We start from the raw sequence: 20,326 nt of genomic DNA, 5'->3' as shown, positions 1-20,326 counted from the left end.
ATCGGTAAAACGGGACGTCTTCATGCAGAACTTTCAAAAAATCTGAGTTTAGAAAATTCTACTTTTAAACGCGATCATTTGCTGGGGGGATTACCGTGGCTGGCCTAAGTTGCGGCAATCATGTCGCACTCGCCCCGAGTGCTCTCAGTTTCCCTTTTCATGGTTCTTTGCTGCTATTTCCAGGCGCCGTGGTTCGCTTGACGGATAGACCCCTCGGTTTAACTAGCTTTACACTATTTCGCAGACGCCGCTGGGCCGTCACACGATCCTTCATCACCCGTCTCCTTGAGTTCAATCAGCACGCCGTGAGGATGAAGAGTGGACCATCAATCAGATGATGAGGCGGTGGCGTTTTCGCCCAGAGGGCGGGTGCGGATTTTGGCTTCGAGCGCTGAGTACGGCGGCCAGCGCGCAATGGCCACTGTCCTAAATCCGCTTGCGGCCGCTCGTTCTTGCGACGACTCCTATCGAATCGCTTATAGTTTTATTTAATAAATTTTAATTTCATCAGGATGTCGAATGAGTGCAAATACATACACTTTTGGAATCCGGGGATTAGCGCCATCCGAACTGTTTTTCTAATATTTCTTGACGAAGCACAGAAACAATTTGGCGTTGAAGATATCGCTGCTTTAGGTGGCGCGATTGTAGGTTACCCATTTCTACCTACGCGTGGGAAATTCTCGGGTGCAACTAAAGAAACTTCTCTGGCGTCAATAGTATCCCGTAAAATTTTGCCTTATGGTATTAAATATACGTGTCAAAAAAAGGATAAGATATTTTGAAAAATTATATTTGGAACGAGTTGGAGAATTTTGTTAGAAAAGAAGTCGGCGTCTTTCCGGCTAAAATACTCAAGCGTGATACATCCTTGGAGGATGATTTGGATGTAACTGGAGATGATTCCGACATTTTTATGGAAAAGTTTTTTGGTCATTTTCAAGTTAATGTCGGTGATTTTGACATTGATCGATATTTTTCGGGGGAAGGTGGCGGACTATTGGGTATGTTGACAAAGGCGATATTGCTGAAGAATGCTGGGAAGCCCAATAAAATTCCTCTGACATTGGGTATGCTGGAAAAAGCTATTGTTTTAAAAATCTGGGATACCAAGCAAATTGAAAGTGGAATTTGAAACTATTGGCTGTGAAACGGGTTCTCGCGTGTGATGGACTAGCGGTCACTGGTCGTTGCCTGAGCTGTACTTGTTTTTATAAAAAGCAAAAATAGGCTGGTCATTTCTTGGGATGGCTGGTTTTTTGATGCCGCTCGAATAAAACGTTAGTATCTATCGTCCCTAATATGCGGTGATATTTGCTAGTGCGATGGTGGGTCTTCGGCCGTGTACGCCCCTAAAGCTCTCCAACTGATCCGTAAACAGATCAACGACCTGCGCGAGCGTGCTACACTTCCGTGGTCGAAAAAGGTGGGCCGGCGTGGTGAGCCCCGGCCAACTCCAACCATGGAGCAAAATTTTCCCAGCCACCGAGGTTGGGGACCACGACGAGAGCGGACGTGCGCCGATTTCTCGTGGACTTTTTTGACTTGGCAACGCCGGTTCCCCGGCCGCGCCGGCGTTCCCGCGCGATCGACACACGTCCTTTGATGAGCTATTCGGCAAAAAAGGACGTTTCTTATGCATACTCCCATCCTCATCGTCGGCGGGTCCCTCGTTGGACTTTCCACCTCGCTGTTCCTCGGCTGGCACGGCGTGCCCCACATCCTCATCGACAAGCATCCGTGCAGTTCGCCCCATCCGCGCGCCATGGGCTTCACGGAAACCACGTTGGAGCATTACCGCGCGGTCGGCATCGCCGATCAAATCCCCCAGGTGCCCGCCGGCACCCGTCTGCGACGCGTGACGGTCGCCAGCCTGGTCGGCGAGTGGCAAAGCGAGCAAGCCTGGACGCCGGGCGAAGCGCCGCAGCGCCCGCTTGAGCAATCCCCGTGCACCGGCGCAGCCATCGCGCAGGACAAGCTGGAGCCGATATTGCGGGCGGCGGCTATCGCGCGTGGCGCGGAGCTGCGCGCCAGCACCGAGCTCATCGGTTTTCATCAGACCGAAGCCGGCGTGCTGGCACGGGTGCTCGACCGCTCCAGCGGCCACCGCTACGAGATCGGCGCGGACTACCTGATCGCCGCCGACGGCGCCAACAGCCCGGTCAGGGAGGCGCTGGGCATCACGCGCAGCGGCGTCGGCCATCTCGGCGTGCTTCGCAGCGTGCTGTTCCGTTGCCCCGAAGCGGATGCCTTCCTGCGGCGCGGCGCGCAGCAATTCTCCATCGAACAGGAGGGCTTCCGCGGCTTCCTCACCACGTACGGCGACAGCCGCTGGGTGCTGATGCTCGACGGCGACGAGGAGCGCACCGAAGCCGCGCTGAAAGCGGCGATCCGCCGCGCGCTCGGCGCCGACATGGCCTTCGACATCTTCACAACGGGGCGCTGGGAGATGGCGGGCCGCATTGCTGATACCTACCGCCAGGGCCGCGTGTTCCTGGCCGGCGACGCCGCCCACCAACTGCCGCCCACCCGGGGCGGCTTCGGCGCCAACACGGGGATCGACGACGCGTGGAATCTTGCCTGGAAATTGCAGCGGGTGATCCAGGGCGCGGCCGCGCCGGCCTTGCTCGACACCTACGACGCGGAACGGCGCCCGATCGGCTGGCTGCGCCACCAGCAGACCTTTTCCCGTCCCGACTACGCGGCGCGCGCCGGCGCCGCTTTCGTGCCGGAGGCGCTGTTCAGCAACGATGCGCTGGAGTTCGGCCAGCTGGTCCGTTCGCAGGCGGTGGCCGGGGCCGGGCCTGAGTTGCCGGCCGCCGCCACGCCCCGGCAATGGGCCGGCCAGCCCGGCACGCGGGCGCCGCACGTTTGGGTGGACCAGGCGGGACAGCGAAGGTCGTCACTGGACCTGTTCGGCCGGGAGTATGTGCTGCTCACGGCAAATCCGGACTGGCGGGCGGCGGTAGGGCGCCTAGGGCTGCGGTCCATCGATGTCGACCGCGAGCTTGTTTTCCCGCCGACGCAACCGTTCGCTGACGTCTTTGGTGTTCCCGCGTGCGGCGCGACATTGGTGCGGCCGGACGGCGTCATCGGCTGGCGTAGCCTTCCCGCGCCCGACGGGGAGGGCTTAGAGAGCCTCTCGGCCATTCTGCTTCGCACTTAAAATTTCCCACACCTTGAGCCGATATACACGCCCGATAGGTATGTCCTATCGGGCAAATAGATTTAAATTGATTGCGATTAGATCGTGCACTATGTAAAGTACACACATCGGCTCGCTGCGAACGAAACAGGTCACAGAAAGATCGCTAGCGATTCAATCGCTGGTTATCCAACGGTTATGCAGTGAGCCACCATCCAAACAATTTAAGGAGCCTTACCATGAAAAACGTCGCCATCGCCATGACCATCGCCCTGCTGTCCTCCTCGGCCGTGTACGCCCAGGAAGCTCCCCAACTGACCCGTGTCCAGGTTATCGCCGAATACAAAGCCGCCATCGCCGCAGGCCAGTTGCCGAACTCGGGCGAACTGTATTCAGGCTCCAGCCCAGAGGCCGTCTCGACCAAAACCCGTGATGAAGTGCGCGCCGAGGTGCGTCTGGCCCAGCAACGCGGCGAAATCGTCAGCGGCGAACAGTATCCGCGATTCGAGACCAATGCCGCCGCGCCGGCAGTCAGCCGCGCGCAAGTTCGCGCCGAGTTGGCCGCCTACCTCAAGGCCAACCCGCACCCTGTCGGCGAAGTTACGCTGTAATCGCGCTTAGTCATCGAACCGCTCCTCGGCGCGCAGCCTATTGCCGCGAAGGCAGCGCATAGCGCGCCAGGATGCGCGAGTAGGTCTGGTCCTTGCGCATGTCGATCAGCGCGCGGTTGAAGGCGTCGCGCAGGTCGCGGTTGCGGAAGCCGACCTTGAACCCGGTGGTGGCGTCGAAGATGGCATGGTAGTCGAGCGCCACCTGCGTGTTGAACTCGGCGCTGAACTGCTTGCGGTACCACTCGAAGACTTGCTTGTCGACGACGATGACGTCGACCCGGCCGAACCAGAACATCTTGTTTTGCGCTTCCTGGTTGGAGGGCTGGAAATAGTTAGCGGGGAAGCGGCCGGTGGCGCCCGGCCGGTAGCGCGCTTCAAAGGCCGGACCCAAGTCGCGCCAGCCGTTTTGCCAAATGGCGAAGGTGTAGCGGTCCAGGTCGCCGATCGTCTTGAGCACGATGTGCCGGTCGCGCCGCGAGATGGCGACGTTGTGGAATGTAACGAACTCGTCCGAGAAATACACGCCGCGTCCATCGCTGCCGCGCACGCTCACCGCCAGGTCGACGCCGTCGCCTTCCCTGAACGGCAGCAGCCGCACATTGGGCGTCTCGCGGAACGTCACGCGCCGGCCGGCGCGCCGCAGCGCTTCGGTGACCAGGTCTGCCTCGATCCCGCCGGCCTCGCCTTGGGTGTCGCGGAACGAGAACGGCGGCCGGCTGCCCTGATAGACCGCCACGAGCTCGTCCGTGCGCGCGAGGGCGCTCAAGCTCGCGAAGGCGAGCAGGCACAGTGCTGCCAGTCTTTTCATAATCCGCTCGTGTTGCAATTTTGCATTGTGACAATTAGAGATTTTTCACACCGACCCCTAATGGTACGATAATTCCTGCTGGCAATTCCGATATCGTTGTAGTCCCGACCTTTCCGCGTGCGGAAGTAAGTTTCTAGAGAACGGAATCATGAGCATTACTGCAGAAGTGACACGTCGTACTTTTTTAAAAATACTGGCCAGCGGCGCGACCGTCGGCCTGTCGGTGACCAGCCTGCCCGGCATGGCGATGAACGCCTCGCGGCCGCGCTTGACCGAGGTGCCGGCGTGGGCGCCGGAGCCGGGCCGGGCCCGATGGCGCATCGACGGCCTGCCCAAGGTGCTGGGACAAAAAATCTACGCGCGCGATTTCAAGGCGCGCGACTTCAAGGACTGGCCGCAGAACGAACAATTCCTGTACGCGGTACGCTGCGACCGCTACGACCAGGTGGTGACCGGGTACGACCTGGGCATGCTACCGGCCGGCTTGCGCCCGGTGGCGGTGATCGACGCCCAGGCCCTGGTCGACAAAAAGCTCAAACTGGCGGACGGCATGAACAGCCCGTTCCTGGCCACCATCGGCAAGCCGGCCGACTTTTTCGGCCAGCCGGTGGCGATGCTGATTTTCGCTAATTTCGACGCCTACCGCCGCGCCGTTAAAATCCTGCAATTTAATCCGGATGTGATCAAGTACGGCGCGCCGGCCGCCGCCGCGACCGGCACCTACACGCCGGTCACCAGCTATGTCCGCGACGACGCCAAGAACTTCAACTACGTCTACACGCCGAACTACGCGGCGGGCAAGGACGCCGTCGCCGCCGGCATCTCGGCGGCGATCGACGCCAAGACCTGGCCCACCTTCACGCGCCAGTTTTATACGCAGACCATCGATCCGATGTTCATGGAACCGGAGTCCGGCATGGCGTGGTACGACCCGGCCACCCAGCAGTTGAACCTGGTGTTGGGTACGCAATCGCCCAGCGGCGACCTGCGCAACGCGGCCGACATCTTCGACGGCAGCGCCTACCCGGTCAAGGACATCGATCTGCTGTCGTGCTACCCGGGCGGTGGCTTCGGCGGGCGCGACTCGTCGCTGTTTTCGATGTATCTGGCGCTGGCGGCGCCATTCTCCAGCGGGCCGCTGCGCTGGGCGCAAAGCCGCTTCGAGCAGTTCCAGGTCGGCCTGAAGCGGTGCGAGACGGATTTCAGCGAGACCCTGGCGGTCGACGCCAACGGCAAGATCCAGGCGCTGCGCTGCGACTTCACGCTCAACGGCGGCGACCAGATGAACCTGACGCCGTTCGTGGCGCAGCTGGCCGCGCTCAGTTCGATGAGCTGCTACAACATCCCGCGCGCGATCGCCAACGCCAGGTCGATGCAGACGCCGCAACTGATGGGCGGTTCGCAGCGCGGCTTCGGCGGGCCGCAGGCCTTCATGGCGATCGAGACCTTGCTCGACGAAGCGTCGCAGGCGCTCAACATCGATCCGTTCGAGCTGCGCCGGCGCAACCTGCTGGGCAAGGGCCGCGGCGCCACCGTGACCGGCGCGCCGATACTGCAGGACCTGCAACTGGAAGAGATGCTGCAGCGCCTGGAGCGCCATCCGCTGTGGCAAAACCGCAAGCTCACGCAGCAGGCCAGGCAGCGCCAGGGACTGTTGTACGGCGTCGGTTTCGCGCTGTCGAACGAAGCCTACGGCACCTCCGGCGACGGCATGTTCGGCGCCGTGCAGATCGAGCCGACCGGCACCATCACCATCTACACCCCTTATATCGACATGGGCAACGGCGCCGCCACCGCGCTCGGGCTGGCGCCGGCGTCCTACCTCGGACGCAACGCCAACAGCATCAACATGGGCGAGACCCAGCTGTTCGATGCACTGAACCTGACCACGACGCGCCCCAAGCCGCCCGCGCCGGTGCCGCAGAACTACGTGATCAAGGCGTCCGGCTCGGCCAGCGCCTGCCTGGGCGCCTTCTACCAGTACCACGTGGTGGAGCAGGCCGGGCTGGCGCTGGTGTTGCAGACCTTGCTGCCGGCGGCCAACGCCATCTGGGGCAGGGAAGTGCCGGCCGCCGCGCTGAGCTGGAAGGACAACCGGCTGCACGCCGAGGGCGTCAAATCGCTGCCGTGGTCTGCGCTGGTCAAGCAGGCCACGCGCATGCGGCTGCCGATGGTGGCGGTGGTGCACGCCAGTTATGTCGGCGGCTTCGCCACGGCGCCGTTCACCTTCCGCAGCGGCGCGGCGACGTTGCCACTCGACTATGTCGCCATGGGCCTGACGGTCGATACCTTGCAGCCGATTCCGCGCGGCGAGGTGGCCAATCCGCCGACCATCAACTTCCGCTTCGGCCGCACCACCTACGCGCCTTGCGGTTCGCTGGTGGCGGCCACGATCGAGCCGCGCACCGGCGTGGTCGCGGTCGAGTCGGTGGTGTCGGTGCTCAGCGCCGGCGTCCAGCATTGCCCGCAAATGGTGTCCGGGCAGTCGCAGGGGGCGATCGCGATGGCGCTGGGGAACGTGTTGCTCGAGCATTGTCCGAACGACCGCACCGGGCCGGGCAACGGCACCTGGAACCTGCACCGCTACGCCATCGCGCGCTCGACCGATATTCCGCGACAGGAATTGATCGTGCTGCCGCCGGCGCCGGGCGAGACCACCGCGCGCGGCATCGCCGAGGCGGTGATGTGCCCGATCGGTCCCTCCATCCTCAACGCGCTGGCGATGGCCACCGGCGGCAAACGCTATACGACGACGCCGGTCACCGCGCGCGCCGTCCTGGAGTCCCTGAAATGACGCAGCCCATCCGCTTCCACATCAACGACAAGCCCGTGCAGGCCGACGCCGGCGACGCCGACATGGCCCTGATCGACTTTTTGCATGAACGCCAGGACCTGACCGGCACCAAATTCTGTTGCGGCATCGGCGTCTGCCGCGCCTGCACCGTCGCCACCCGCGACGGTGCCGACGATGTGCTGGAAAAAACGCTGTCCTGTTCGACGCCGGTCAGCGCGGTCGAGAACATGTCGATCTACACCGTCGAAAGCCTGGGCTCGGAACAAGCGCTGGCGCCGTTGCAGCAAGCCTTCCTGGAAAACTTCTCGTTCCAGTGCGGCTACTGTGCGCCCGGATTCCTGATGGCCGCCACGGCCATGCTGTCGCACCTGAAGCGCGCGCCGGTGCCGGCCTCGCAACTCGACGAGGTCATGGAGACCTGGGTCGGCGGCAATCTGTGCCGCTGCACCGGCTACGTGCGCTACATGGAGGCGATCCGCCAGGTGGCCTTGCCGTACACGCAGGGCGGCGGGGTGAAATCATGAACTTGCTGTCTTTGATTCCGGCGCTGTTGCTGGCCGCCACCGTGGGCATGGCGCAGGCCGCACCCAAGGCCGCCGTCAGCAAGTACAGCAAGCAAAGCGCGGTCGAGTACGGCCAGGTGTGCGCCGACATGATCGGGCAGATTCCGGCCTTCAACTGTCTGGACGGCACCATCGTGCCGATCACCGTCGACGGCAGGACGCCGACCGAATACAAGCCGGGCATGACGTGCGACCGCCCGGCGCTGCTGCCGTATGGCGGCGATTCATTCGGCCAGTGCACGCGTATTCCCGCTTGCTCAATCTGTCGTACGGCAAGACGCAAATCTCGGCCATGTGCCGGCGCGAGCAGTTGCGCGATCCGAACAGCAAGTTCTTCGACGAAGTCGACATCGTCGCCCACAACGTCGACACCGGCGACACCTGCTGGTTCCATGCCGAGGGCAAGCCGGGCCAGAAGACCGGCTTCGACGCCTCGCGCGTGCCGCCGCCCAACGAAAAGGCGCCGCCGCCGCAGCGCATCGCCGCCGGCCAGTTCTGGTGGGCGCCGGCGGCCACCGCGTCGAAAAACTGCCTGAGCTGCCACGACGCCGATCCCTTCATGTACAGCCCGTGGATCGGCCAGCTGAAATACCTGTTGCCGGCCGATCCGCTGGGCCGCTATAGCAACATCGGCAAGGAATTCGCGCAGTGGCATTCGAACAGCATCAGCACGCGCGACAATACCTGTGTCGGTTGCCACCGCATCGGCGACCAGGCCAGCTGCTCGCAGTTCGTGCCGATGGCGGCCGGCAGGATCCCGGCCAAGGGCGGCAACGCGCTGGCCAACAGCTATCCGTTGAGCCACTGGATGCCGGTCAACAACGATCAAAGCAAGGAGTTCTGGGAGCAGGCCAACCTGGAATCGCTGAATCAGTTGCTGACCTGCTGCGCCGATCCGAAGAATCCGATCTGCACGATCAAGCCGATCGTCACGCCGCCCAAGCGCTAGCCTGAAACACGTTTTTCCGATTGTTCGATAATTTGGAATAGTGAGCTTTATTTTACCCCCATTATCTTCTTCGTTTTCGCTGTCATAGTGTGTGCACGGCGCCGAATTCACGGTGGCCACCTACAGGAGAAACTTCATGACAGCAGCAAATAAAGTAGCCATCGTTACCGGTTCGTCGCGTGGCATCGGCGCCGCCATCGCACAACGGCTGGCCAAAGACGGTTTCTCCGTCGTGGTGAACTTCGCCGGCAGCGCCGGTGCCGCCGATGAGCTGGTTCAGCGAATCGAGCAGGCGGGCGGGCGCGCGATCGCGGCGCAAGCCGATGTCAGCGATGCCGCCGCCGTGGCGCGCATGTTCGACGCGGTCGAAGCGGCTTATGGCGGCATCGACGTGCTGGTCAACAACGCCGGCATCATGAAGCTGGCGACCTTGGCCGACAGTGACGATGCGCTGTTCGACAGTCAGATCGCGATCAATCTGAAAGGCCCCTTCAACACCCTGCGCGAAGCGTCGCGGCGTTTGCGTAGCGGCGGCCGCATCATCAACTTGTCGTCGAGCGTGGTGGGCATGTATCAGCCTGGCTACGCGGTCTACGCCGCCACCAAGGCCGGTGTCGAAGCGATGACGCATGTGCTGGCCAAGGAGCTGCGTGGACGCGACATCACCGTGAACGACGTGGCGCCGGGCCCGACGGCCACCGCGCTGTTCCTCGACGGTAAGCCGCAGGACGTCGTCGATCGCCTTGCCAAGCTGGCGCCGCTGGAACGCCTCGGCCAGCCGGAGGACATCGCGGCGGTCGTGGCGATGCTCGCCGGCCCCGACGGCGCATGGATCAATGGCCAGACATTGCGGGCCAACGGCGGCATTATTTGACGCTGCGCTTTGCGGTCCTCGATCGCTTGCGTGCGGAGATGTTGCATCGCGTTGGCTTGTTCGACCTGTTGCAACCCCGGGTACTGGTCTGACCCGGGCCGCAAGCCCCCGCAACGACACCCCGGAGCATGCCCTGGAGTAACATGTGCGTAGGGGACCGTCTTATTTCCCCTACGCACGGTTGGAGTGGCACGCTGGCTAAGCTTGTATTTGAGATAAAATCTTGCTTCTCCAGCTATCTTGGTCCGCACCATGCCTAATAAAACGCTCGACGACGTCGGTTTCCGTCGTATTCTCGCCCGTAACATCACTTTGCCGCTGGCGGCCGGCGTCGTCAGCGCCGGTGTGTTCGTCGTGCTGCTGGTGTACCTGGTCACGACCATGAACTGGGTCGAACACAGCGAACGCGTGATCGGCAACGCCAGCGAGATCAGCAAGGAAATGGTCGACATGGAGACCGGCCTGCGCGGTTACATGCTGGCCGGCGACGAATCCTTCCTGCAACCCTACGTGCTGGCCAAGCCGAAGGTGGTCTCCAGCCTCGACAGCCTGGCCAAACTGGTGGCGGACAATCACGCCCAGGTCGACCGCCTGCGCCTGATCGAGGCCCAGCACAAGCAGTGGGACTTGTATGCGCAGGAAATGATACGGCTGCGCGCCGCCAACGGCGATGTGACCGGCCCGGTCAAGACCGGCCGCGGCAAGAACCAGTTCGACGAGATCCGCCGCCAGATCGACGCCTTCATCGAGGTCGAGATGCGCATGCGCCAGGACCGCAACGCCTCGGCGCGCACCGTGACCATCCTGGTGGCCGTGGTATATCTGCTGCTGACCTTGGGCGTGGGCGGCGCGCTGGCCTGGTTCGGACGGCGCGAGCTGCTGGGCCTGTCGAAAACTTATAACGAGGTGCTGCGCCAGCATACCGAGCACGCCGAACTGTTGCAGCAGCAAGCCTGGCTGCGCACCGGCCAGAGCGAGCTGGCGCAACAGGGCATCGGCCAGATGGCGCTGCCGCAACTGTCGGCGGTGCTGCTGCAATTCCTGGCGCGCTATATGGACGCGGTGGTCGGCGCGCTGTATTTGCGCAACCACGACGGTAGCCTGCGCCGCGTCGCGTCCTACGGCTTCAGCGCCGAGTGGGAGCGGCGCGACCAGCAACTCAGATCCGGCGAGAGCCTGGTGGCGCAGGCCGCGCTGGAACGGCGCCTGATCCGCCTCGACAAGGTGCCGGCCGATTACATCCAGGTCGCCTCCGGCCTGGGCGCCGGCACGCCGGCCAGCATACTGCTGGCGCCGCTGGACAACGACGGCCAGACCAACGGCGTGATCGAAATCGGCCTGCTGCGTCCGATCACGGTGCGCGACATGGATTTCCTCACCTTGGTCAAGGGCAACATCGGCAACGCCATCGAGGCCAGCCAGTCGCGCCAGCGCCTGCAGGAAGTGCTGGAGGAAACCCAGCAGCTCAACGAGGAATTGCAGGTGCAGCAGGAGGAATTGCGCACCGCCAACGAGGAGTTGGAAGAGCAGTCGCGCGTGCTGGAGGAATCGCAGGCCAGCCTGGAGAACCAGAAGGCCGAGCTGGAACAGACCAACGAGCAGCTGGCCGAGCAGGGTACCGCGCTGGACCAGAAGAACGCCGCGCTGATCAAGGCGCAGCTGGACCTGGAGGAGCGCGCCCGCGAACTGGAGCGCGCCAGCCAGTACAAGTCGCAGTTCCTGGCGAACATGTCGCACGAGCTGCGCACGCCGTTGAACAGCTCGCTGATCCTGGCCAAGCTGCTGTCGGAAAACACCGCCGGCAACCTCAACGACGAGCAGGTGCGCTTCGCCAACACGATCTACTCGGCCGGCAACGACCTGCTGAACCTGATCAACGACATCCTCGACATCTCCAAGGTCGAGGCGGGCAAGCTGGAGCTGGTGCCGGAGCAGCTGTCCTTGCGCCACGTGGTCGAGGGCATGGCGATGGTGTTCGAACCGCTGGCCCGGCAAAAGAAACTGGCGTTCCACGTGCAGGTGGCCGACGACCTGGCCACGCACATGGTCACCGACCGCCAGCGGCTGGACCAGATCCTCAAGAATTTGCTGTCGAACGCGCTCAAGTTCACCAGCAGCGGCCAGATCACGCTGGCCGTGCACGCCGCCGGCGAGGGCGCGGTCGGCTTCTCGGTGCAGGACACCGGCATCGGCATCCGCCAGGAAGACCAGCAGGGCATTTTCAACGCCTTCCAACAGGCCGACGGCACCACCAGCCGCAAGTACGGCGGCACCGGCCTGGGCCTGTCGATTTCGCGCGACCTGGCGCACCTGCTGGGCGGCGCCATCAGCCTGGTCAGCGAGCCGGGCAAGGGCAGCTGCTTCACCTTGACGATGCCGTTGCGCTGGACCGCGCCGGAGCCGGGCCCGCGCGTCGGCAGCGCCAGCGCGCCGGCCTCCATGGATGACAGCGGCGGCGTCGGCGCCTACGCGGCCACTTCGCTGGGCCTGGCCATCGCCGCGACCTCGCCGCCCGCCGCCCACGGCCACGGCCACGGCCACGGCCACGGCGCCGATGCCGGCGAGCAAACAGCGGCGCCGCGCGTGCGCGCCTTCGACGACGACCGCGAGCACCTGCCGCCCGGTGTCGACAACGCCCGCTCGGTGCTGGTGATCGAGGACGATCCCACCTTCGCCCGCATCCTGTACGACCTGGCGCATGAAAAACAATACCGCTGCCTGGTCGCCTTCGACGCCGACGAGGGCCTGGAGCTGGCGCGCCTGCACCGCCCCAACGCGATCCTGCTCGACATCCGCCTGCCCGACCGCTCCGGCCTGTCGGTGCTGCAAATGCTCAAGGACGACGCCCAAACGCGCCACATTCCGGTGCACGTGGTGTCCGGCTCGGACGCCGGCGAGGCCGCGCTGCACCTGGGCGCGATCGGTTTCGCGCTCAAGCCGACCACGCGCGAGCAGTTGATGGAAGTGTTCCGCCGCATCGAAACCAAGCTGACGCAAAAAATCAAGCGCGTGCTGCTGGTCGAGGACGACGACCGCCAGCGCGACAGCGTGGTGCAGCTGATCTCCGACGACGACGTCGACATCGTCGACGTCGGCAGCGGCGAGGAGGCGCTGGCGCTGCTGCGCACCACCATCTTCGACTGCATGATCATCGACCTCAAGCTGCCAGACATGCAGGGCAACGAGCTGTTGCAGCGCATGTCCGGCGAGCAGCTGGCGGCGTTCCCGCCGGTGATCGTCTACACCGGCCGCAACCTGTCGCGCGCCGAGGAGGCCGACCTGCACAAGTACTCGCGCTCGATCATCATCAAGGGCGCCCGCTCGCCGGAACGCCTGCTCGACGAGGTGACCTTGTTCCTGCACAAGGTCGAGGCCGACCTGTCGTCCGAGCGCCAGACCATGCTGCGCACCGTGCGCTCGCGCGACCGCGTGTTCGAAGGCCGCCGCATCCTGCTGGTCGACGACGACGTGCGCAACATCTTCGCGCTCACCAGCGCGCTCGAGCAGAAGGGCGTGCTGGTCGAGGTGGGCCGCAACGGCTTCGAGGCGATCGAAAAACTGGACCAGAATCCGGACATCGACCTGGTGCTGATGGATGTGATGATGCCGGGCATGGACGGCCTGGAGGCGACGCGCCACATCCGCGCCGACGCCCGCTTCGCCCGCCTGCCGATCATCGCCATCACCGCCAAGGCCATGAAGGACGACCAGGAGCAATGCCTGGCCGCCGGCGCCAGCGATTACCTGGCCAAGCCGATCGATTTGTCGCGCCTGTATTCCTTGCTGCGGGTGTGGATGCCCAACGGCGAGCGCGGCGCGTGATGGAAGTGAGAGCGTATGCAACATAGCGACACCGACATCGAGCTCAAAGTGTTGATGGAAGCCATCTACATGAAGTACAGCTACGATTTCCGCGACTACACGGGCGCCTCGCAAAAGCGCCGCGTGCTGCATGCGCTCAAGGAAATGGAATGCGCCAGCATCTCGGCGCTGCAGGCGCGCATCATGCACGAGCCGGCCGCGTTCAGCCAGTTGCTGCAGTACCTGACGATCCCGGTGACGTCGATGTTCCGCGACCCGAGCTATTTCAAGGCGCTGCGCGAGCACGTGGTGCCGGTGCTGCGCACCTATCCGTCGCTGAAGATCTGGATCGCCGGCTGCAGCACCGGCGAGGAGGTGGTGTCGATGGCCATCCTGCTGAGGGAGGAGGGTTTGCTCGAGCGCAGCATGATCTACGCCACCGACATCAATCCGCAATCGCTGGAGAAGGCCCGCAAGGGCGTGTTCGCGCTCGACGCCATGCGCGAATACACGGCCAACTACCAGGCCGCCGGCGGCACGCGCAGCTTTTCCGACTATTACACGGCGGCCTATAATGCGGCGTTGTTCGACAGTTCGCTGTGCGAGAACGTCACCTACGCCGACCACAGCCTGGCGACCGACGCCGTGTTCGCCGAGACCCATTTGATCAGCTGCCGCAACGTGATGATCTATTTTAAGAAACGCTTGCAGGAGCGCGCGTTCGGGCTGTTCCACGAATCGCTGTGCCATCGCGGTTTTCTCGGCCTCGGCAGCAAGGAAAGCATCGATTTTTCCGCCTACGCGCCCAGTTTCGAACCGGTGCAAAAGCGCGAGCGCCTGTTCAGGAAGCGTTAGGGATGAGCTCGACGGATTCGCCACCAGGTGTGACGACGGCGATCGCCGCCGCGCTGGCCGGCCGCCGGATCGAGGCGGTGGTGATCGGCGCCTCGGCCGGCGGCGTCGGCGCGCTGCTCAAGCTGCTGCCCGGCCTGCCCGCCGGTTACGGCCGGCCGCTGGTGGCGTTGCTGCACCTGCCGGAGAACCGCCAAAGCCAGCTGGCCGACGTGTTTCGCCAGCGCATGGCGCTGCCGGTGCGCGAGGCGGCCGACAAGGAACCGCTGTCGTCCGGGACGCTGTATTTCGGTGGTTCCGGCTACCATTTGTCGGTTGAGGCGGACCGCAGCTTCTCGCTCAGTTGCGAGGCGCCGCGGCACTTCGCCCGGCCCGCGATTGATTTTTTGATGGAATCGGCGGCGGACGCCTACGGCCCGGCTTTGCTGGGCATTTTATTGACCGGCGCCAATCAGGACGGCGCCGCCGGCCTGGCCGCCATCGGCCGCGCCGGCGGCTTGACCGTGGTGCAGGACCCGGACGAGGCCGAGGTGGCCACGATGCCGAAAGAAGCAATCCGTCTGCGGACGCCGGACCTGGTCCTGCCCCTGCATGCGATACACACAATGCTGTTGATGCTGGAGAATAACTAATGCAAGCCGAGCACCCGACCAAACTGCTGATCGTCGACGATCTGCCGGAAAACCTGCAAGCGCTCAACGCCGTCATCCGCGGCGCCGGGCGCGAGATCTTCCAGGCCGGCTCCGGCGAGGAGGCGCTGGCCTTGCTGCTGCAGCACGACTTCGCGATGGCCTTCCTCGACGTCCAGATGCCCGGCATGGACGGCTTCGAACTGGCCGAGCTGATGCGCGGCACCGAGCGCACCCGGCAAATTCCGATCGTCTTCGTCACCGCCGCCGGCAAGGAGCTGAACTACTCGTTCAAGGGTTACGAGGCCGGCGCCGTCGATGTGCTCTACAAGCCGCTCGACTCGCGCGCCGTGCGCAGCAAGGTCGAGGTGTTCGTCCAGTTGTACGAGCAGCGCGAGGCCACGCGGCGCCAGGTGCAGGCGCTGGAGCTGGCGCGGCAGAAGCAGGAGGCCACCCTGGCCGAACTGAACGCGGCGCAGACGCAGTTGCAGCGGGCGCTGTCGATGCGCGACGAGTTCATGTCGATGGTGTCGCACGAGATGCGCACGCCGCTCAACACCTTGTACCTGGAAACGCAGCTGCGCAAGATGCAGCTCGAGCGCGGCAACATGGCCGCCTTCGGCGCCGAGCAGTTGCAGCGCATGGTGGCGCGCGACGACCGCCAGATCCAGAGCATCATCCGGCTGATCGACGACATGCTTGACGTCTCGCGCATCCGCAGCGGCAAGCTGTCGCTGCGGCCGGGCTGGGTGGAGCTGTCGGGCCTGCTGCGGCGGGTGGTGCACGATTTGACGCCGCAGGCCAACACGGCCGGCTGCAGCATCAGCCTCGACGCCGACACGCCGGTCAGCGGCTGGTGGGACGAGTTCCGCATCGAGCAGATCGTCGTCAACCTGCTGACCAACGCGCTGCGTTATGGCGCGCAGCAGCCGGTGGCGGTGTCGCTGGTGGTCGGGCAGGACGCGGTGCGGGTCGAGGTGCGCGACCACGGTCCGGGCATCGCGCCCGACCAGCAGCAAAAGATTTTTGAACCTTACGAGCGCGGCGTCGGCAACGAAGTGCCGTCGGGCCTGGGACTGGGGTTGTATATTTCGCGCGAGCTGGCCGAGGTGCACGAGGGCACGTTGACCGTCGCCAGCATCCCGGGCGAGGGCGCGGTGTTCAGTCTGACGTTGCCGCGCCGCGACGCGCCGCCGGCGTAACAACCGTTGGCGTGTTCAGCGTGAGCCGGATTCTTCGCGGCGCTGGATCAGATAGGCGTTCAGGTCGTCGAAGCTGACGTTGCCGCGCTGCGCGGTGTCGATGCTGTCGAAGTTCTTGTCGACCACGCCCAGGCCGGCCTGGCGCGCCTCTTCGCGGTTCAATGTGCCGCTGTGGTCGGTGTCGGCGTCCTCAAAACGTTTCTTCAGCTTTTGCACCGTGGTGAAGCGCAGCAGCACCGGCCCCGGCGCGATGTCGCGCTGCGGCTGGCGCATCGAGCGCGGCACGTACGAATCGGAATACGGCGTGGCCACGCCCGCGGCGGAGGCCGCGCGGGCGGTGGGTGTCGGCGTTTCCGCTTGCGGGGTTTGGGCGCCGGCGCTGGCGCTGGCCAGCACGGCTGTCAGAAGGATCGGATGTAAAAGGTTCATGGTGGTCTCCCCGCCATCGGTCGATGCACGGCTCAGGTTGACACTTTGATCCGAATGCCCGAATTAATCAAACACCTTCTATTGTGCGCTGCGATTTTGTCGCCAGGAAACATCATTTTTACCGTGTAAGTCCTTGTTTTCGCAGGAAATTTTGTTTAAACGGTAAGTGTGCATTGTATGCCAGACGGCATTAAATCGGCGCCGTCCTGGCGGCGGGGGGGGCGGCGCCGCGGCCATGCGGCGCCGCCCTCGGCTGCGGGGAACCGCTTAGCAATTACGTATCTGCAGCATGCCGATCGCCAGCGGCCCCGGTATGGCCGGCAACGCGGCGGGGATCAGATCGACCTCGATCCAGTAGCTGTTGGCGGTGAAGTTGAGGGTGAACGCGCCGACGCAAGTGGTCGGGTTGCGGTACTCCCTGAAGCCGTTCGCGAGCGGGGCGGGGATGGGGCCGGGCGCGTCGCTATCGATGAACGCCACCTGGGTTGGCAGCGCGCCCGAGACCGGATAGGCAAACAGGCGCGCCGTGACCCGGCCGGGACTGATGTTGGTGTCCCGGATGTGCGCGAACAGGGCGCGGGTGGGCACGATCCCGCCAGGGGTGCCGTAGGTGTCGGTCACCTGGTAGCGCACCTTGCACGGGACCAGCAGGCCCGGCATCAGCCTCGCTTCGAAGTTTTCCATCTGCACGGCGAAGTAGCAGGATTCATCGACGATGCCGGTCGAACCCACCGACGTCCAGTTGCTGTTCGCCAGCGCGGCGCCCGGCGCGGCCAACGCCGCGATGGCCAGCAGGGCCAGGGGTCGCACCACGCGCGACGCTAAGAGTTTGGTAAGTGGAAGTGAGAACATGGCGACTCCTTGAAAAGGCAGACCAAACCGGCCTGCATGCCTTCAAGACTAGACCGTCGCGTACGCTTAGCTTTAAGGTGCATCAACGAAGTCACCGCGCCGAAAAGGGGCGCGCCGCGCGCTCCGCGTTGCCCGCCTTCCTCGTTTTTCCTTGCTTGTTTCGCCTCAGCTATTTGCGCCAGAAGCCGGCGTGGGCGGCGCGCGCCTCGTCCTCCCGCAGCGGACCGATGACTTCGGTCGGACGCTGGCCGCGCGCGAAGACGTCGCGGCACGGCAGCGACAGGGTCGGATTTTCGGGATCGCTACCGGTCAGTTGCAGCAGGCTCGCTTCCGACATCGCGTAGACGACCCGGCCGACGCCGCTCCAATAGGTGCCGCCGGCGCACATCGCGCACGGTTCGGCGTTGGCGTACAAGGTGGCGCCGGCCAGCTGCGCCGGGCTGTGGCGTTGCGAGGCCATGCGCAGCGCGTTCATCTCGGCGTGCGCGGTGCGGTCGGTGCTGGAGGCGTTCATCGCCTCGGCGATGACGCTGCCGTCGGCGGCGACCACCATCGCCGCGAACGGGTGGTGGCCCTCGTCGCGCGAGCGCTGCGCCAGCGCCAGCACGCGGGTGAGGAAGTCGTGGTCCTGCGCGGTAGGTGTCGTCATAAGGTTCCTTGGTTCAATCGTCGCGCAGCACGCCGTAGCGCAGGTTCTGCCGCTTCAGGTAGCCGCGGTAGGCCAGCGACATGCGGTCGCACGCCACCGACACTTCGGCGCCGGGGAGCAGCGGCAGCCGCGCCGGGCTCTGGCTTTCCAGGATCGGCAGGTCCTGCAGGAAGATGGTGTCCTGGAAGGCGCGCAACGCGTCGTCGTCGGAGGTGAAATCGTCCAGCGCCATGATGATCCACACGCGCGTGGACGTTTCCGTCAGCGGCTGCGGCAGCAGCGCGATCGCTTCGACGATGCCGCCCGGCGGGTGCTTGGTAAGGATCGCCGTCAGCGGCCGCACCACGCGGTAGGTGTAGTCGATGTCGCTGCCGCCGGTGGCGGCCTTGCTGGCCTGCGGCTGCCACGCGCGGCATTGTTTGGCCCACACGCCGCTGCCGTAGTCGGCGTCGTCGAAGGTCTCGACCGTGTAGTCGGCAATCGCCGCCTGTTCCGGCACGCCCAGGATGCCGTCGTGGACAAAGGCGAAGTGCGCCATGTCGAGGAAATTCTCGACGATGCGCGGCCCGCTGCCTTGCACCTCGTACGGGCCGCACCAGACCTTGCGCAGGCGTTCGTCCGCGAATTCGGGAAAGCGCGGGGGGCCGGATTCGGAGGGCGACCCGATGCACACCCATACCATCCCGTATTTTTCCAGCGCGTGGAAGGTGCCGACACGCGCTTTGAGTCGGTCCGGCTCCAGCGCCGGCAGCGCGGGAATGTGCCGGCAGCGGCCTTCGCCGTCGAAACGCCAGCCGTGGTAGGCGCAGCGCAGCGTGTCGTTGTCCACCGCGCCCATCGACAGGCGCGTGCCGCGATGCGGGCAGCGGTCCTCCCATGCGTGGACGTTGCCGGCGCCGTCACGCCACAAGGCGATGCGCGTGTCCAGCAGGTCGGTGGCGGTGATGGCGCCGGCCACGATCCGCGTGGACTGCGCCACCGGATGCCAGTCGTTGAATAAAACGGGATCGGTCGTCATGTCTGTCGCGGTGGGCGGGGCGTGATGCCCCGCCGTCGCCCTTATTTTGGAATCGCGCCGTCCACGCCCTGCACGTAGAAGTTCATCGACAGCAGGTCCTTGAGCGGCACGGCCACGCCGGCCGCGTACTTGACCGCGCCCGACTGGTCCTTGATCGGACCGGTGAACGGATTGAAGGTGCCCGCCGTCAGCGCGGCCTTTTTCTCCTCGAAGATTTTGGCCGCGTCGGCCGGAACCACGGGGTTCAGCTTCGACATCTTGACCATGCCTTCCTTCAGGCCGCCGCGATAGTCGCCGGTTTTCCAGGTGCCGGCGAGGACCGCCTTGGCGGTGTCGGTGTAGTAGCCCGACCAGTCGTTGGTGGCGGCGGTCAGGTGGGCCTTGGGCGCGAAGCGCGACATGTCCGAGTCCCAGCCGAAGGCGTACACGCCTTTTTCCTGCGCGACCTGCAGGGTGGCCGGGGAGTCGGTGTTCTGCGCCATGACGTCGGCGCCTTGCGCCACCAGCGTTTCCGCCGCCTGGCGTTCCTTGGCCGGGTCGTACCACGAGTTCACCCAGATCACCTTGGTCTTGATGCCCGGGTTGACGCTTTGCGCGCCCAGGGTGAAGGCGTTGATGTTGCGGATCACCTCCGGCACCGGGAAGGAGGCGATGAAGCCCAGCGTCTTCGACTTGGTCATCTTGCCGGCCAGGATGCCGTCCAGGTACGCGCCCTCGTACAGGCGCGATTCGTAGGTGCCGAGGTTCTTGGCGGTCTTGAAGCCGGTGGCGTGCAGGAACACCACGCCCGGCGTGGACTTGGCCACTTTCTCGGTCGGGTTCATGTAGCCGAACGAGGTGGTGAAAATCAGCTTGTTCCCTTCGGCGACCAGCTTGCGGATCACGCGCTCGGCGTCGGCGCCTTCCGGCACGTTTTCCACATAGGTGGTTTTGACTTTGCCGGCCAGCGCTTTTTCCATCGCCAGGCGGCCCTGGTCGTGGGCATAGGTCCAGCCGGCGTCGCCGACCGGGCCGACGTAGACGAAGCCGATCTTCAGCGGTTCGGCCGCCAGCGCGGGAAGGGCGGTCGCGCCGAGGGTGGCGGCCAGCGCGGCGAGCGCGATCAGTGTGCGACGATTCATCATGCGGTTTCCTTTAGCGGTGAATGGAG

At 64.3% G+C, this 20,326-nt stretch carries 17 protein-coding genes; 11 read left to right on the top strand and 6 right to left on the bottom strand.

Annotation, left to right across the window (positions count from 1 at the left end):
• Positions 1-781 precede the first annotated feature (781 nt).
• The 3 genes from BMX85_RS29135 (at position 782) to BMX85_RS29125 (ending at position 3,756) form a co-directional block, all read left to right on the top strand.
• The gene (locus BMX85_RS29135; RefSeq protein ID WP_090328014.1) at positions 782-1,135 is read left to right on the top strand and encodes a DUF1493 family protein; all 354 of its coding nucleotides are present in this window, start codon (positions 782-784) and stop codon (positions 1,133-1,135) included.
• Positions 1,136-1,636: 501 nt separating this feature from the next.
• Complete coding sequence (locus BMX85_RS29130; protein WP_090328010.1) at positions 1,637-3,166, top strand: FAD-dependent monooxygenase; 1,530 nt, start codon at positions 1,637-1,639, stop codon at positions 3,164-3,166.
• Between the two features lie 218 nt (positions 3,167-3,384).
• Positions 3,385-3,756 (top strand): DUF4148 domain-containing protein, encoded by a 372-nt coding sequence (locus BMX85_RS29125; RefSeq protein WP_090328007.1) that lies wholly within the window; start codon positions 3,385-3,387, stop codon positions 3,754-3,756.
• A gap of 37 nt (positions 3,757-3,793) precedes the next feature.
• Here BMX85_RS29125 and BMX85_RS29120 read toward each other — a convergent pair whose 3' ends face one another.
• Positions 3,794-4,564, bottom strand: coding sequence for a substrate-binding periplasmic protein (locus BMX85_RS29120; RefSeq protein ID WP_090328003.1), 771 nt, complete (start codon positions 4,562-4,564; stop codon positions 3,794-3,796).
• A gap of 148 nt (positions 4,565-4,712) precedes the next feature.
• Here BMX85_RS29120 and BMX85_RS29115 point away from each other — a divergent pair, with 148 nt between their 5' ends.
• The 8 genes from BMX85_RS29115 (at position 4,713) to BMX85_RS29080 (ending at position 16,228) form a co-directional block, all read left to right on the top strand.
• Positions 4,713-7,358 carry a xanthine dehydrogenase family protein molybdopterin-binding subunit gene (locus tag BMX85_RS29115; protein ID WP_090327998.1) on the top strand — a complete coding sequence of 882 codons (2,646 nt, stop codon included), beginning with the start codon at positions 4,713-4,715 and terminating at the stop codon, positions 7,356-7,358.
• A complete protein-coding gene (locus tag BMX85_RS29110) occupies positions 7,355-7,882 on the top strand; it encodes a (2Fe-2S)-binding protein (RefSeq protein ID WP_090327994.1) in 528 nt (175 codons plus the stop codon). The genes BMX85_RS29115 and BMX85_RS29110 overlap by 4 nt, the downstream gene beginning before the upstream one ends.
• A 274-nt stretch (positions 7,883-8,156) precedes the next feature.
• Positions 8,157-8,870 carry a hypothetical protein gene (locus BMX85_RS29105; RefSeq protein WP_143068096.1) on the top strand — a complete coding sequence of 238 codons (714 nt, stop codon included), beginning with the start codon at positions 8,157-8,159 and terminating at the stop codon, positions 8,868-8,870.
• A gap of 136 nt (positions 8,871-9,006) precedes the next feature.
• On the top strand, positions 9,007-9,744 hold the full coding sequence (locus BMX85_RS29100) for an SDR family oxidoreductase (protein ID WP_090328049.1): 738 nt from the start codon (positions 9,007-9,009) through the stop codon (positions 9,742-9,744).
• Between the two features lie 252 nt (positions 9,745-9,996).
• Positions 9,997-13,566 carry a response regulator gene (locus BMX85_RS29095; protein WP_090328044.1) on the top strand — a complete coding sequence of 1,190 codons (3,570 nt, stop codon included), beginning with the start codon at positions 9,997-9,999 and terminating at the stop codon, positions 13,564-13,566.
• Positions 13,567-13,581: 15 nt separating this feature from the next.
• Positions 13,582-14,400: a CheR family methyltransferase gene (locus tag BMX85_RS29090; protein ID WP_090327987.1), complete on the top strand. Its 819-nt coding sequence runs from the start codon at positions 13,582-13,584 to the stop codon at positions 14,398-14,400.
• A gap of 2 nt (positions 14,401-14,402) precedes the next feature.
• On the top strand, positions 14,403-15,029 hold the full coding sequence (locus tag BMX85_RS29085; protein ID WP_090327983.1) for a chemotaxis protein CheB: 627 nt from the start codon (positions 14,403-14,405) through the stop codon (positions 15,027-15,029).
• Positions 15,029-16,228: a hybrid sensor histidine kinase/response regulator gene (locus BMX85_RS29080; protein WP_090327978.1), complete on the top strand. Its 1,200-nt coding sequence runs from the start codon at positions 15,029-15,031 to the stop codon at positions 16,226-16,228. The genes BMX85_RS29085 and BMX85_RS29080 overlap by 1 nt, the downstream gene beginning before the upstream one ends.
• Before the next feature lie 15 nt (positions 16,229-16,243).
• On the opposite strand, the gene BMX85_RS31255 is transcribed toward BMX85_RS29080, so the two are convergent.
• The 5 genes from BMX85_RS31255 to BMX85_RS29055 form a co-directional block, all read right to left on the bottom strand.
• The gene (locus BMX85_RS31255; RefSeq protein ID WP_229210725.1) at positions 16,244-16,657 is read right to left on the bottom strand and encodes an EF-hand domain-containing protein; all 414 of its coding nucleotides are present in this window, start codon (positions 16,655-16,657) and stop codon (positions 16,244-16,246) included.
• A gap of 267 nt (positions 16,658-16,924) precedes the next feature.
• Complete coding sequence (locus BMX85_RS29070) at positions 16,925-17,509, bottom strand: hypothetical protein (protein WP_143068095.1); 585 nt, start codon at positions 17,507-17,509, stop codon at positions 16,925-16,927.
• A 169-nt stretch (positions 17,510-17,678) separates the two neighbouring features.
• Positions 17,679-18,158: a nucleoside deaminase gene (locus tag BMX85_RS29065; protein ID WP_090327970.1), complete on the bottom strand. Its 480-nt coding sequence runs from the start codon at positions 18,156-18,158 to the stop codon at positions 17,679-17,681.
• A gap of 13 nt (positions 18,159-18,171) precedes the next feature.
• On the bottom strand, positions 18,172-19,176 hold the full coding sequence (locus BMX85_RS29060; RefSeq protein WP_090327966.1) for an aromatic ring-hydroxylating dioxygenase subunit alpha: 1,005 nt from the start codon (positions 19,174-19,176) through the stop codon (positions 18,172-18,174).
• A 41-nt stretch (positions 19,177-19,217) separates the two neighbouring features.
• Positions 19,218-20,300, bottom strand: coding sequence for a BMP family ABC transporter substrate-binding protein (locus tag BMX85_RS29055; RefSeq protein WP_090327962.1), 1,083 nt, complete (start codon positions 20,298-20,300; stop codon positions 19,218-19,220).
• Positions 20,301-20,326 lie beyond the last annotated feature (26 nt).

The sequence above is a fragment of the Duganella sp. CF517 genome (assembly GCF_900110275.1).
Lineage (GTDB): Bacteria > Pseudomonadota > Gammaproteobacteria > Burkholderiales > Burkholderiaceae_D > Rugamonas.
This window is presented reverse-complemented; position numbering and strand designations above follow the sequence as displayed.

Excerpts from the sequence above, each read along its gene's own strand:
- BMX85_RS29130 (WP_090328010.1), top strand. The coding sequence starts at position 1,637 with ATGCATACTCCCATCCTCATCGTCGGCGGGTCCCTCGTTGGACTTTCC.
- BMX85_RS29125 (WP_090328007.1), top strand. The coding sequence starts at position 3,385 with ATGAAAAACGTCGCCATCGCCATGACCATCGCCCTGCTGTCCTCCTCG.
- BMX85_RS29120 (WP_090328003.1), bottom strand. The coding sequence starts at position 4,564 with ATGAAAAGACTGGCAGCACTGTGCCTGCTCGCCTTCGCGAGCTTGAGC.
- BMX85_RS29115 (WP_090327998.1), top strand. The coding sequence starts at position 4,713 with ATGAGCATTACTGCAGAAGTGACACGTCGTACTTTTTTAAAAATACTG.
- BMX85_RS29110 (WP_090327994.1), top strand. The coding sequence starts at position 7,355 with ATGACGCAGCCCATCCGCTTCCACATCAACGACAAGCCCGTGCAGGCC.
- BMX85_RS29100 (WP_090328049.1), top strand. The coding sequence starts at position 9,007 with ATGACAGCAGCAAATAAAGTAGCCATCGTTACCGGTTCGTCGCGTGGC.
- BMX85_RS29095 (WP_090328044.1), top strand. The coding sequence starts at position 9,997 with ATGCCTAATAAAACGCTCGACGACGTCGGTTTCCGTCGTATTCTCGCC.
- BMX85_RS29090 (WP_090327987.1), top strand. The coding sequence starts at position 13,582 with ATGCAACATAGCGACACCGACATCGAGCTCAAAGTGTTGATGGAAGCC.
- BMX85_RS29085 (WP_090327983.1), top strand. The coding sequence starts at position 14,403 with ATGAGCTCGACGGATTCGCCACCAGGTGTGACGACGGCGATCGCCGCC.
- BMX85_RS29080 (WP_090327978.1), top strand. The coding sequence starts at position 15,029 with ATGCAAGCCGAGCACCCGACCAAACTGCTGATCGTCGACGATCTGCCG.
- BMX85_RS31255 (WP_229210725.1), bottom strand. The coding sequence starts at position 16,657 with ATGAACCTTTTACATCCGATCCTTCTGACAGCCGTGCTGGCCAGCGCC.
- BMX85_RS29070 (WP_143068095.1), bottom strand. The coding sequence starts at position 17,509 with ATGTTCTCACTTCCACTTACCAAACTCTTAGCGTCGCGCGTGGTGCGA.
- BMX85_RS29065 (WP_090327970.1), bottom strand. The coding sequence starts at position 18,158 with ATGACGACACCTACCGCGCAGGACCACGACTTCCTCACCCGCGTGCTG.
- BMX85_RS29060 (WP_090327966.1), bottom strand. The coding sequence starts at position 19,176 with ATGACGACCGATCCCGTTTTATTCAACGACTGGCATCCGGTGGCGCAG.
- BMX85_RS29055 (WP_090327962.1), bottom strand. The coding sequence starts at position 20,300 with ATGATGAATCGTCGCACACTGATCGCGCTCGCCGCGCTGGCCGCCACC.